Origin of the sequence: Agrobacterium sp. El2ro-1b (genome assembly GCF_048298475.1) — a bacterium.
Lineage (GTDB): Bacteria > Pseudomonadota > Alphaproteobacteria > Rhizobiales > Rhizobiaceae > Agrobacterium > Agrobacterium fabrum.
In genome coordinates, this window is record NZ_CP103459.1 from 577,197 (window position 1) to 590,537 (window position 13,341).

The window sequence follows — 13,341 nt, forward strand, 5'->3', positions numbered from 1 at the left end:
GCCTGGACATGAAGCTTACACTCAAAGACACACGGAACATCGGGACGGGAAAAGCCGGACAGTGGAGCTTCGAGCGAGGCCGCCGCGCAATTGGCAGGTCTCGTGATTGCGACTGGCAGATCGACGACAATGAGCGGCGCGTTTCCAAGCTACATTGCACGCTGGGCCGCGACGGCGAAGGTTTCACTATCCTCGACCAAAGCGCGAATGGCACGCTGGTCGATGGCCGCCTGTTGCTCGAAGGCGAAAGCGCGCGTCTTCGGGACGGTTCGCAAATCAATATCGGCGGGCAGATTTTCGAGGTTGTCATCAGCGGCAATGCGGAGCTCGATTTTTCCGATCCCGACGCCTCGCTGAAGATGAGTGACGAGACGCTGACCATTTCGGCGATCCTTGCCGATATCGCCCCGAACGGCCGTTCGGCCGGCGGCTTGCTGGGCAACACCGCGGCCGCCGATGACTGGCTGGAAAAACGGCACGAAAGCGCGGGCCGGAAGGCGAAGTCCATTTCGCGCAACGTCGAGATCGGCTGGAGCGAACCGCCCTCGGCGCAGGGAATCGGCACTGTTCTGCCTGATGACTGGGATACGGAGCCGGCTGCAAGCAGCGAACACGAACATACCGATGCGCTGAATACGCCGGTCATGATCTCACGTCCGGTCTCGGCTTCGCATGACCGGGATTTTGACAGCGTTTTCCCGGATACAGACGAAGACCCGATCCGGCAGGACAGATTGCCTGCGAACATGGCCACCGCACAGGAGATCGGCGATCTTCTGACGGCACTGGAAAGGGAAAATGCCGTTTGCCTGGCCATACTCGGCATTGAGAGCGATCATGCCGACCATCACCCGGCACCATCCCTCAGCGAGCGAATGGAAACCCTCATTGGCCAGCAGCGCCGTCTTGCCGCCTCGCTCGAAACCCTGATGCATAGCTGCACGCACAAACTCGAGCCCCGGCTTCTTGAGGCCGCTGTCGATGCCGGCAACGATTTTCGCGCGAAGATCGGGCGCAGGGACTGGCAGGGGCTGGTCATGAAGACCGACTACTGGTCGGCTTACAAAAAACAATTCGAGGAAAACGGCCGTCCATTGCCGGTCAGGCAGTTCCTGCAGCGGGCAGCGCGTGGTGAAGCCGCGCCCGCACGGGAGACTGACGCGGCCACGGCCGATGCCAAGGGGGTAAACAACCACGATGAGACATGAGAACCGTGTTGCCTGGAGCGAGGGCATGTTTCTTCGCGTTCAGCATTTTCAGCAATCCGACCGCTGGACCGAACGCCTGGTGCGCAACACCACGCGCAACCTTTCGCCCTACCCCTGGGGCATCGCCGAGATCGGGGTCGATCGCAGCGCATTGTCGATAGGACAATTCGCGCTGTCCAACCTGCGCGGCGTGCTTCCCGACGGCACACCCTTCGAGGCACCTGAGGATTCCGACCTGCCGCCGCCGCTCGAACTCGATGAAAGCGTCAAGAACGCCATCATCTATCTTGCCCTGCCGGCCCGGCAGCCGGGCAAGGCGGATATGTCCACCAGCGGCCGCAATGACACGAACAATGTGCGTTTCACCGCCTCGAGCTATGAAGTCACCGACACCAATATCGAAACGGATTTCGTGGCCCCGATCGACGTCGGCCGCCTCAGCCTGAAATTCCTCAAAACCGGTGACGATCTTTCCGGTTACGATCTCATCGGGCTGGCGCGGGTGATCGAAGTCCGCTCCGACCGTGCGGTCATTCTCGATCCGGATTTCATTCCTCCAAGCCTCAGCTGTGCAGCAGCGCCCCGACTCAATGAATTGCTGACGGAGCTTCTGGGGATCGTCCGCCACCGCGCCCAGGCGATCGCCGAACGCATCGGCGACCCGACGATCCGGGGAACGGCGGAAGTGGGCGATTATTTCCTGCTGCAGATCCTCAACCGGGCCGATCCGCTGCTCGCGCATCGCGGTGCCAACGCCACACGTTTTCACCCCATCCGCTTTTATGAAGACTGTATTCAGCTTGCCGGAGAGCTTGCCACCTTCACCACGGACGGGAAGCGGGCGACGGATTTCCCGCCCTATCGGCACGACGATCTGAAGGCCACCTTCGGTGCTGTCTTTGATGATCTGCGCACGTCTCTGTCGGCAGTTCTGGAGCAAGCAGCCGTGGCAATCGAACTGGTGGAACGCCGCCATGGCGTCCGTGTCGGCACCATCCACGACCGCACGCTTCTGCGCGATGCCGGTTTCGTGCTGGCCGTGCGCGCGGATATGGCCGCCGAGGATATTCGCCGCCGCCTGCCGGCACAGATCAAGGTCGGGCCGGTGGAACGGATTTCCGAACTGGTCAATGTGGCGCTGCCGGGCATCCCCGTGCGGTCCCTGCCGGTCCTGCCGCGGCAACTGCCCTATCGATCCGGCACCGTCTATTTCGAGATCGACACGCAGTCGCCACTCTGGAAACAGCTTGATACCTCAGGTGCCATTGCCCTGCATCTGGCGGGCGAGTTCCCCGGGCTTGAAATGGAAATGTGGGCGTTACGCGAATGAGCACGGAAAACCCCTCTTCCTGGCAGGATTTGCCAACGGTGGTCGAGATCACCGAGGAAAGCCGCCGGCGCAACCAGAACGCCCGCAACATGGCGGCGATCCTCGAAGACATCGTCGAGACCGACGAGCAGGCCCGCCCCGCCAGGGGGAAAACCGCCACCCTGCCGGTCGACCAGCTGCTGACTGGTTTCCACTTCCGCGGAGAGGAGGTGCCGACACTTGTGCAATCGGCAGCTCCCCTTCTCAACCTCGCACATCTGCTGCGCTTCAGCGATGCCGAGCCGGACCCCGACCAGCTTCGCCGCGCCTGCGTTGAGGCCATCACCCGTTATGAGCGCGATCTCGCTTCCGCCCGCATCAGCCCCGAGCGGGCAAGAGCGGCGCATTACGTCGTCTGCGCGACCGTGGATGATGTCGTTCTCAGCAAGCCCTGGGGTGTGCGTGCAGGCTGGGCGCGCTCCGGCCTCGTTTCCACCTTCCACAATGACGTGACCGGTGGCGACCGGGTTTTCGACATTCTCGACCATTTCCACCAGTCGCCCGGCGCCAACAAGGATCTGCTGCTGCTGATCTATCTGTGCCTGTCGCTGGCTTTCGAAGGACGCACCCGCGTTTCATCGAAAGGGGCACTGGAGCTTTCACGCATCCGCGACAGTCTCTACAAGACGCTGATCGGCCAATATGGCACCTTCGAGCGGGAGCTTTCTCCACATTGGAAAGGCGTCGACGCCCGGCATACGCCACTGCGGACGATGACCGCGCTCTGGACCCTGCTGTCGTTGATGGCACTTGCCTTCGCGCTGGGTTATCTCTTCTTCACGCTATCGCTCAACAACGCATCCGATGTCACTTTCGAAAGGCTTGCCCATCTGCCGCCGACCGAGACGCCGAGCGTGCTGATCGCGCCCCCCCCGCCGCAGCCACCGGCGCAAGTCGAAATTCCCAGGGTTGTCGAGCCCCCGAAGACGGTGGCGCCGAAGCAACCATCCCGGCTTGAAAAGCTGATGGCCTTCCTGCAGCCGGAAGTCGACAAGAAGCTTGTGACCCTTGCGGATGTGAACGGACGGCTGCGGGTTCGCATCAACAATTCGGGCCTGTTCACGACAGGCAGCGCCGATGTCAGCCCGCAGTTCCGCGATCTCATCCAGCGTATCGGCGGTGCGCTTGCGGCTGAAAAATTCCGCGCTGTCGTCATCGGCTATACCGACACCGTGCCGATCAAGACGGTGGAGTTTCCATCGAACTGGCACCTTTCCGAGGCGCGCGCCAAGGCAGTTGGGGACATTCTTTCGCAATTCACCGGCTCCGACGCGATCCTGACCGAAGGCCGGGCCGACAGCGACCCGATCGCCGACAACAAAACGGAAGAAGGCCGCCAGATAAACCGCAGAACAGAAATCATGGTCCTGACCAATCCCGATGAAAAACTGAGCGACGCCGGCATTCTCTCGCCGACCATAGAGAACAGTTCGGGACAGCAGCCGGGAGAGGCCCAGCCATGAATCCATTGAGCTATTTTTATACGATCCGCTCCTATGTCGAGAGCTATGCGGCCCTCGTCGGCCGGCGTTTCCTCTCGCTTTTATGGGTGATCGCGCTCTGCGTCGTCATCTGGTTCTACGGCTATCTGATCGCGCTCGGCGATTTCAAACCGCTTGGAACGGTGCAGGCGCGGCTCATCGCCATCGGCATCATCGTCGCCGTCTGGCTGGTCTACATCATCGTCACGATCTACCGCGGCCGCAAACAGGACAAGGAACTCGTCGACAGTATCGAGCGCGAGGCGCTGGCCAATCGGCAGGCGGAAATCGGCGAAATCCAGACCCGCCTGAAAGAAGCGCTCGCGCTCTTGCGACGGGTCACGAAAAAGCGCTTCGGTTACATTTACGACTTGCCCTGGTACGTGATCTTCGGCGCACCCGGCTCCGGCAAGACGACGGCGCTGACCAATTCCGGCCTGCAATTTCCGCTTGGCGATGCGCTCGGTGAAAATGCGGTGAAGGGTATCGGCGGTACGCGCAACTGTAACTGGTGGTTCGCGGACGAGGCGATCCTGATCGACACTGCCGGTCGCTATACCACCCAGGATGACCTCGACGGTTCCTCGAAGGCCGGCTGGGAAGGCTTTCTTGGCCTTTTGAGGCGATATCGCCGTTCGCAGCCGATCAATGGCGCATTGGTCACGCTGTCCATTCCCGATCTGCTCAACCGCGATCCCGAAGAACAGCGGCAGGAGCTGCGCTCCATCCGCCAGCGTCTTTCGGAACTTGACGAATATCTGCATGCCCGCGTTCCGGTCTATATCGTCCTGACGAAAGCCGACCTGCTGCATGGTTTCGTGGAATTTTTCGATGGATTCAACAAGACCGACCGCCAGCAGGTGTGGGGCACCACCTTCAAGCTGGATGAGAGCTACTCCGCCGAAAACCTGCCGCAGCGCCTGACGGAAGAATTCGAACTGCTGCAACAGCGGGTCGATGCCATGCTGATCGAGCGCCTGCAGCAGGAGCAGAATGCGGAGATACGCGGGCGCATCTTCCGTTTCCCGGCCGAACTTGCGCGGCTGAAAGACCGCCTGCACGAGGCCCTTGCCGAACTTTGCGCAAGTTCGCCTCTCATCGAGGCGCCGCTTCTGCGCGGCGTTTATTTCGCGTCGGGAACGCAGCCGGAAACGGAGAAATCTCCCGCAGCATCCAGAACCCGCCGCAGCTATTTCCTGTCGCGACTGTTCAAGGACGTCATCTTCCCTGAAGCCGCCCTGGTGACGCGTGACAAGCGCCTTTCCCGGCGGCAATTGCTGGTGCGGCGCATTGCTTATGCCGTATCCGCCACGGCGGTCGCCATCGTCTTCACCGGCTGGATTTTCACCTATTTCGCCAATACGCAGGCGCTGGCCGAAGCGGATCGCAAACTTGGCGCTTATGAGCAGCTCGTTCAGGGAATTCCCGTGCGCGAGGTCGCGGACGCCGATTTCCTGCGGATCCTCCCCGCGCTCGACAATCTGCGCGATGTCAATTCCGGCTTTGCCCGAGAACGGGTGTGGAATGTCAGCTTCGGTCTCGATCAGGAAGACAAGATTACCGGCCGGCAGCGTGATGCCTATCAGCGCGCACTCAACGCCCTTCTGCTGCCGCGCATGATCGTGCAGCTGCAAAAGCAGCTGAAGGATGAAAAGGACGTCACCCGCACGTTCAATTCGCTGAAACTCTACGGAATGCTGGGCGGGATGGGTGCTTTGGACCGCGATTTCCTGACCACGCAGACGCATCAGATGTTCGCATCCCTTTATCCCGGTGACGGAAGGGCGGCGGCGAGAGAGGCGCTTGACCAGCATGCAAAGGCGCTCGCCGACGGCGTGCTCGCCCCGATTGAGCTCGATGCGCGGCTCATCGCCACCGCCCGCGAAACCATCCGCGATCAGGCGATCGGCACTCGCGCCTATGATATTCTCGCCGGCCTTCCGCAAGTGCGGGAATTGATGGAATGGACGCCCGCGACGGCTTTCGGCCCGCTGGGGGAGCGTGCTTTCGAGCGTCGCAGCAAAGCCCCGATGGCGGAGGGGATAGAGGGCCTCTTCACCGCGGATGGATATCGCCGCGTCGTCATTCCGCAGGTCGCGCATGCGGCCCGCATTGCGCTTTCCGAAGGCTGGGTGCGCGGTTCTGACGATGCCATCAAGGGTGCCACTGTCGAGCAGGTGGCACAGGCCGCGCTGCAGATCCATTTCGACCGGTTCGAGAAAATATGGGCCGACACACTGTCAGATCTGCGCGTCAAACCATCCCAGAGTCTCGGCGACGCGGTGGAGACGACCCGTGCCCTTGCCAATGAGCGCAACATTCTCGCGGAAGCCGCCAAATCGATAGCGGAAGCAACCGATCTGCGCCTCGCCACGGGATCAAATCCGGCCAGCCTCGCCTCCGCCGCCGCCACTACCACCACCACCGAAAGTGATGCAACGGCGGCCGTTCTTGCCGCCACCGTGACTGCGGCAGATCCCTATGCGAGACTGCGCGACATGCTGGCGGCAAAAGGCCCGGCGGCGGCCGGCGAACAGGCCAATGGCGGCAAGGCCGGAGGCGCACCGAGCGAACAGCTGCTCGCAGATTTCAAGATGCTGAACGAACAGCTCGCCCGCTCGGCAACAACCTCCGATGAAGTTGCCAAGGTGTTCGACGTGGACAGCCAGCTCACCAAGGCCAATCAGGATCTGTTGCAGCAGGCACGCGAATTGCCGGCACCGCTTGACGTCTGGGTGGCAGGCGTGGCGGCGGATGTCGGCTCGCTCGCGGTCAAGTCCGCACGCAGCCGCATCGCCGAACTCTGGACGGCCGATTCAGCCTCCCTGTGCTCCTCGGTCGTGACCGGTCGTTATCCTTTCGACCGGTCCGCGTCCCGCGATGTCGCCATTGCGGATTTCACCCGTCTCTTCGGGCCGGCGGGGGTTTTCCAGAGCTTCTTCAAACAGCGCATGGAACCGTTTGTCGACAAGACGACGACCCCATGGAGCTGGAAAGGCACCTTCGGCGCGGCCGGTATTCCCAGCAGCGCCGTCGCCCAGTTCGAAAATGCCGACAAGATTTCACGCGCCTTTTTCCCGAATGGCAGCGAAACACCGACGGTTTCGATCAATGTCAAACCCGTCTCGCTCACCAATGCCTCCAGCGCGGTGATGCTGGAAATCGAAGGCGAGCGGGTGGTTTATTATCATGGCCCGATCCAGGCGAAATCAATCACCTGGCCCTCGCGCGAAAACACGGCGAGCCTGTCACGCATCGCCTTCCAGCCGGGCGGCTGGCAGCAGGCGAAGACCGAAAATGGCGACTGGTCGCCCTTCCGGCTGTTTGACGGTGCCAATATCGAAAATCAGTCGGGTGAGCTGTTGCGGGTGCGGTTTGAGAATGGCGGCCAGGCTGCCGAGTTCGATATTCAGTTCGGCTCGGTTCTCAATCCATTCAAGCTGGATGCGATTGCCAGCTTCGCCTGCCCTGCGCAGTTCTAGTGACGGAACGACGCGGTGGTGTTTCAAAAGAGGGGATTATGATGAAGGCAAGGACGAAAAACACCCTGGGCAATCGCAGCTGATGGCCGATCAGGCATCAAGGTCCACGCAAACAGCGGCGGAAAGCGATCGCATCGGTTTCTTCGGCAAGGTCCCCAGCCATGGCGATTTCATTTCCGATGGGCTCGAGCGGGAATTGATCGCTACCTTCGACGACTGGATGCGATCCGGCATGCACGCCTGTGCGGATATGTTTGCAGGCCGATGGCCCGAAATATTCGCGTCGTCGCCGCCCATACGCTTCATCGTCGAAAGCGGCATATGGGGAAACTGCGCCTATGCCGGCGTGCTGGTGCCGAGCGCCGACCGGGTGGGCCGTAAATATCCGCTTGCCATCATTGCCCAGCTCAACGGCTTCCGCAGACATCCGCGAACAATCTATCTCGACGATACCTGGTTCATGGCCGCAGAGGCGCTGGCGGAGACATCGATGACCGGCGATTTCGACATGTCCCGGTTTAATGCCTCGATCAAGAAATTGCGGCTGCCGAAACCGCGGGACGAGGATGACGCGCCGGAAATGGTGCGCGGCCGCGCGCCGACAAGCCTCTGGTGGCACATCGATCCCGTCAGCCGCCGTGCCCGCGGCCTCAAATTCGACGGCAAGCCGAAAGCATCCGATTTCCTGCGCCTCTTCAGCGACATGACAGGCAAAGGCGACGAAGACGGTTCAGCGCCGGCGCCGGCAACGGTGCAGGACAAGACAAAACAGCAAATACCGCCCGTGGCACCCGCGCCAGCCCCCCCAGCGGAACAGCCGTCATCTGTCATCTACAGCTATGCCACACATCCGGGAACGCGGCTTTCCCTGAATGCGGATGCACTGTTCGTTTCCCAGACACCTTCCCTTTTCGCCATAGCGGATGGACAGGGCGATACGCATAGCGCCGCAGAGGCCGCGCGCCTCGCTACGAATATTCTTGCTGAAACGCCAGATGCCGAAAACCCGGAGATGATGACGCAGCAGATCAGGGGAAAACTCGGCACCGTCAACAGCCTGCTCCTTTCCCGCCAGGCGACCGGTGCGGATGGCAGGCCGATGGCCAGCGTCGTCATAGCCTCGATCATCGCCCGCAGGCTGAGCGTCCTGTGGTCCGGTGATGCGCGCGCCTATCTCCTGAAAAACGGCACCATGCACCAGCTGTCGCGCGATCACGTCGTTGTTGGCATGAAAAAACAGCTCTCGCAATGTGTCGGGCTTTCCCAGCAATTCCGGCCGGATATCGTCTTTGATGAGTGGGGTTTGCAGGACAGGCTGCTGCTGTGCAGCTACCCGCTGGTGCAAATCCTCCGAGAACGCGCCATTGCCGAGATTGTCTTCAACACCCCGGTCAAGGATTGCGCCAATGCCCTGGTCCAGGAAGCGCTGATCGAAAACACCCGTGAGAATGTCAGCGCCATCGTGATTGGAAACCGGCGTGAGCAAGGCTAGACATCCACTTGATGAGCCTGCCTATCCGGAGGTAGCCGCCCGTTTTTCCGACCTATGGCGAAGCATTCGCCATGACGGCACGCGGGAAAGAAGCGATCAGGAGCAAAAAGACCTGATCGACCGCATCCGAAATGCGCTTGATCGAAAAACACCTGACGTTTCCGGCGAAAAACCGGACTGGATCGCGAACAGCTTTGCCATGAATTGCACAGCTTACCAGAGCGAGACGACACTTCTGCTGCAATTGCGCCACCGCGATCTCGGCTCGTTGCACGCGCTGAAAACCGTGCCACCGGGCAGTCGCGACGACGCTGTTCTGCTGCAACGCTTGCGGGACGAGGCTGAGATCGGGCTCGCGCTGCGCCATCCCTGCCTTGCGGAAACATCAGCGCTTCTGAGATTGCCCGATGGCCGGCCGGGCCTTTTGCAGCCATGGTTCGCGCACTCGCTGGCATCGATCCTATCTACACAACCGATTGCCGCCTCGCAGGCGATCTCGATCCTTCGCCGCGTGCTGGAGGGGCTAAGTGCCATGCATGCACTTGGATATGTGCACTGCGACGTCACGCCAGCCAATATTCTGCTGGCGGATGGTAATTTCGAAACGGCGAGACTGGGTGATTTCGGCATCGCCCTGCGGATTGGCCGGAAACACGCGGAACAAGGCATGCGCTTTGCCGGCTCGCCTGAATTCGCGGCACCGGAACAGATGCAAGGCGAATTCGCAAAGCCGGATCAGGACATATACGCCGTGGGACGGCTCGCCCGGCGGTTGATCGCGACGGATGAGGCACAGTCACCGCAAGGGCTCGCAGATTTTGCGGAGGCCTGTTGCCACGACGATCCTGCCCTACGTCCGCAAACGGCGGCGGAAGCGCTACAGCTTCTGTAGCGCCGGCGTCAGTTACCGCTGCCGGGAAGCGGGGCGGCCGCCGTCGGGACACTCTTCTGGAACACGGTCAGCAGCTTGGCCGAATCCACCAGCGGTGCATTGCTGGCATACAGCACGTCGCCCTTCTGCATCTGGAAGAGCTGCATGAGCGCAATGCTCGAAGCATCGCGCATGTTGACGTGATAGATCACCGGTCGCATGCTGGTGGCCGTCGCTACCGGGCCTTTCGCGCCCGATGCCCTTGCAACGGGAACCTGAATGATCTCGTTGCGGAATACATAGACATTGCGCGCATCGGCACGGTCATCCAGCAAGCCACCGGCGCGGCCGACAGCCTGCGCCAGGGTTAGCTTTCCAGCTTCAAACTGGAATTCACCGGCGCTCTTGAAGGCACCAAGCGCCGTGTAGCTTGCCGCATCGCCATCGATCATGATCTGATCATCCGGTGAAAGGCGAATGTTCTGACGGTCTTCCCGCATAACACGGTCAAGCGGCGCGCTGGCTCTCTGCGAGCCGCGAACGACCGTAACGTTGGCCGCACCCGGAGCGACGGTCGGACCGCCAGCCTGATTGATCGCATCAAGCACACGCTCCTGACGGGCGGTGAGTACGATCTTTCCGGGTGTCTTCACCGCACCGCTGAGCATGACGGCGCTCGTCGGCTTGTCGACGACGGTAACCACGGCCTGCGGGTTCACGGCAGAGCCCTTGAGCCCGGCGACGACCTGCGATTGCAGCCCTTCAGGCGTGGAATCGATAACCCTCTGCTTGCCGACGAAAGGAATATTGACCGAACCGCTCTGATCCACGGTAAAGCGGCCGAGATTGAGCGTCTTGCTCTGTGTCGGGGAGAAAAGACCGTCTTCACCCGTATCCAGCACGGTGATGTCGATCACGTCGCCGCGTCGCAGTCTCTGGGCGTTGTAACCGGTGTTGCGAAGCGCTGTGAGGCCGGGACCGGAAGCGCTTTGAAGGCCGCCGGCAGAGACCGTGGCCGCCGGTGCATTGGCCAGCTCGATGACGGGGATTTTTTCGTTGGTTCGAGGGAAGGTCGCAGACCGGATATTGCCCGCCGTCGGCCCGTCAGATGGCTTTGCACAGGCGCTCAAAAGAGCCATCAGCAAAACCGTACCCAACTTTTTCATCCCTCATCCCCTCGATGATTCAACCTGACGCAGAGATAACATCCCAACACGTCATCGCAACAACTTTAGCGGTTGCAATTTAGCGAAAACTTGTCTTCCAAAGAAAAGGTGTGACCATTCCGCAACCTTTTCCGAAGGGTTATCTTACGAACCCCAACAATGCACCGATGAGAAATAACCCGCCTCCACCGACTGCAATATTGGATGGAACGGTTTTGCAGTGCGGGAGTTTGTCTCGTGCAACCCAAGACAGGAGGAAGAACAATGGACCATACCAATCACGTACGCCTCGTTGAAACGGAACTCACCCCCTCGGTGCTCGAAGGGGCAACCGTCTATGGCGCAGACGATCACAAGGTCGGCAAGGTTGACCATGTCCATGGTGTTGGAGCCGCCACCACCGCCATCATCGATGTCGGCGGTTTTCTCGGCATCGGCGCGAAGCCGGTCGCAGTCCCGCTCAGCGACCTTGACTTCATGCGCGACGAAGACGGCGACGTCCACGCGGTGACCTCTTGGACGAAGGATCAGCTGAAAGAGATGCCCGAGCATCGTCACTGAACCCATACTACCAGACTTCATCAACGCCCGGCCATGTGCCGGGCGTTCGTTTATACGGGTCGCTCCCCGCCCCCCAACTCCGCTTCCGCCGCCCAATGGAACGCTTGCGCCTGTCAGGCATTTTCATGGCGCAATAATTGGTTGTGCGGCATTCAAGGGGACAACAATTGAACAGCCAGATTCAGGCCAGCCCGCTGAGCATTGATGACGTGACCGTTATCGATGACGACAAGGTCAAAAAAGCCGTGACGGCAGCCGCCCTCGGCAACGCCATGGAGTGGTTCGACTTCGGCGTTTACGGTTTTGTTGCTTATGCCGTCGGCAAGGTCTTTTTCCCGGATGCGGCCCCCGCCGTGCAGACAGTCGCGGCACTTGCGACATTTTCGGTGCCGTTTCTCATCCGTCCACTGGGCGGCATTTTCTTCGGTGCGATGGGCGACAAGTTCGGGCGGCAGAAAGTCCTCTCGCTCACCATCGTCATCATGGCGGCCAGCACCTTCTGCATCGGGCTCATTCCGGGTTATGCGACCATCGGCATCTGGGCTCCCATCCTGCTGCTGCTCTGCAAGCTCGTTCAGGGCTTTTCCGTGGGCGGCGAATATACCGGTGCGGCCATCTTCGTGGCGGAATATGCGCCGGACCGAAAACGCGGTTATCTCGGAAGCTGGCTCGATTTCGGTTCGATCGCCGGCTTTGTGCTCGGCGCGGGGCTTGTCGTTCTGCTCAGCACTGCCATGGGGGAAGCGAAATTCCTCGACTGGGGCTGGCGCATTCCGTTCTTTCTGGCCGCGCCGCTCGGGCTCATCGGCCTTTATCTCCGCCACGCCGCGGAAGAAACTCCGGCCTTCACCGAACGCCTGCAGCGCGCCGAGGAAGAAGATCGGCAATCGCTGAAAGAGCGGCCGATGGTGCCGATAGCGGAAATCGCCAGGGAGCATTTCCGCTCCCTGGCAATCTGTATCGGCATGGTTCTCGTCACCAACGTGACCTACTACATGCTTCTCACCTACATGCCGACCTATCTGTCTAAGACGCTGAATTACAGCGAGGACCACGGCGTTCTCATCATCATCGCCGTGATGGTTGGCATGCTGTTCGTCCAGCCGGCTATCGGGCTTCTGAGCGACCGGATCGGCCGCAAGCCGTTTCTCGCCGCTGGCAGCACGGCAATCCTTTTTCTGTCGCTACCGGCTTTTCATCTCATTGCCAGCGGACAAGTCGTCCAAATATTCTTCGGCCTGCTTATTCTCGCAGTCGCGCTCAATTGCCTGATCGGCATCATGGCCTCGACCTTGCCGGCGCTCTTTCCGGCCCGCATCCGCTACAGCGCGCTGGCAATCGCCTTTAATATCTCGATCATCGTCGCCGGTCTGACGCCAACCATAACCGCCTGGCTGGTGGAGGCGACCGATAACATCTACATGCCGGCCTATTACCTCATGGTCGCAGCCGTTTTTGGCATCGTCACGACCTTCTTCCTGAAGGAAACGGCCAACCGGCCGCTTTATGGCGATACGCCAAATGCCTCCAGCCGCAAGGAAGCGAAATCGCTTCTGGCGGAGCAATATCAACATATCGAAAAAAGCGTCGAAGAGATTGACGAAGAGCTCGCTAAACTGGAGGAGCAGAAGAAGATTCTGCAAACCAAACGCGAAGGACTCGTCGGGCGTCATCCGGACCTGACCTGACAACGCTGCATCCTAAAATGAAA

9 protein-coding genes are annotated in these 13,341 nt (G+C 60.5%); 8 read left to right on the forward strand and 1 reads right to left on the reverse strand.

Going from position 1 to position 13,341, the window contains the following annotated elements:
* Positions 1-2: 2 nt before the first annotated feature.
* From NYR50_RS16935 to NYR50_RS16960, 6 genes are all read left to right on the forward strand, one after another.
* The gene (locus tag NYR50_RS16935) at positions 3-1,208 is read left to right on the forward strand and encodes a type VI secretion system-associated FHA domain protein (RefSeq protein WP_418138266.1); all 1,206 of its coding nucleotides are present in this window, start codon (positions 3-5) and stop codon (positions 1,206-1,208) included.
* Positions 1,198-2,538 (forward strand): type VI secretion system baseplate subunit TssK, encoded by a 1,341-nt coding sequence (gene tssK / locus NYR50_RS16940; protein ID WP_174011618.1) that lies wholly within the window; start codon positions 1,198-1,200, stop codon positions 2,536-2,538. The genes NYR50_RS16935 and tssK overlap by 11 nt, the downstream gene beginning before the upstream one ends.
* Positions 2,535-4,040 (forward strand): type VI secretion system protein TssL, long form, encoded by a 1,506-nt coding sequence (gene tssL, locus NYR50_RS16945; protein WP_174011601.1) that lies wholly within the window; start codon positions 2,535-2,537, stop codon positions 4,038-4,040. Before tssK ends, tssL begins: the two co-directional genes overlap by 4 nt.
* A complete protein-coding gene (gene tssM, locus NYR50_RS16950; protein WP_418137675.1) occupies positions 4,037-7,540 on the forward strand; it encodes a type VI secretion system membrane subunit TssM in 3,504 nt (1,167 codons plus the stop codon). The genes tssL and tssM overlap by 4 nt, the downstream gene beginning before the upstream one ends.
* An 82-nt stretch (positions 7,541-7,622) precedes the next feature.
* Entirely contained in the window at positions 7,623-9,032 is a 1,410-nt protein-coding gene (tagF, locus tag NYR50_RS16955; RefSeq protein WP_174011581.1) for a type VI secretion system-associated protein TagF, read from the forward strand.
* Entirely contained in the window at positions 9,019-9,924 is a 906-nt protein-coding gene (locus NYR50_RS16960) for a protein kinase domain-containing protein (RefSeq protein ID WP_174011578.1), read from the forward strand. Before tagF ends, NYR50_RS16960 begins: the two co-directional genes overlap by 14 nt.
* Before the next feature lie 8 nt (positions 9,925-9,932).
* Here NYR50_RS16960 and NYR50_RS16965 read toward each other — a convergent pair whose 3' ends face one another.
* Positions 9,933-11,069 (reverse strand): polysaccharide biosynthesis/export family protein, encoded by a 1,137-nt coding sequence (locus NYR50_RS16965; RefSeq protein ID WP_174011575.1) that lies wholly within the window; start codon positions 11,067-11,069, stop codon positions 9,933-9,935.
* Positions 11,070-11,333: 264 nt separating this feature from the next.
* Between NYR50_RS16965 and NYR50_RS16970 the strand changes: the two genes are divergently transcribed.
* Both NYR50_RS16970 and proP read left to right on the forward strand, forming a co-directional pair.
* Positions 11,334-11,630, forward strand: a complete 297-nt coding sequence (locus NYR50_RS16970; RefSeq protein WP_006315910.1) for a PRC-barrel domain-containing protein — start codon at positions 11,334-11,336, stop codon at positions 11,628-11,630.
* A 167-nt stretch (positions 11,631-11,797) separates the two neighbouring features.
* Positions 11,798-13,318 (forward strand): glycine betaine/L-proline transporter ProP, encoded by a 1,521-nt coding sequence (proP, locus tag NYR50_RS16975; RefSeq protein WP_174011572.1) that lies wholly within the window; start codon positions 11,798-11,800, stop codon positions 13,316-13,318.
* The last annotated feature ends 23 nt before the right edge of the window (positions 13,319-13,341 follow it).

Coding starts and splice junctions, on each gene's coding strand:
- tssK (WP_174011618.1), top strand. CDS start 1,198: ATGAGACATGAGAACCGTGTTGCCTGGAGCGAGGGCATGTTTCTTCGC.
- tssL (WP_174011601.1), top strand. CDS start 2,535: ATGAGCACGGAAAACCCCTCTTCCTGGCAGGATTTGCCAACGGTGGTC.
- tssM (WP_418137675.1), top strand. CDS start 4,037: ATGAATCCATTGAGCTATTTTTATACGATCCGCTCCTATGTCGAGAGC.
- tagF (WP_174011581.1), top strand. CDS start 7,623: ATGGCCGATCAGGCATCAAGGTCCACGCAAACAGCGGCGGAAAGCGAT.
- NYR50_RS16965 (WP_174011575.1), bottom strand. CDS start 11,069: ATGAAAAAGTTGGGTACGGTTTTGCTGATGGCTCTTTTGAGCGCCTGT.
- NYR50_RS16970 (WP_006315910.1), top strand. CDS start 11,334: ATGGACCATACCAATCACGTACGCCTCGTTGAAACGGAACTCACCCCC.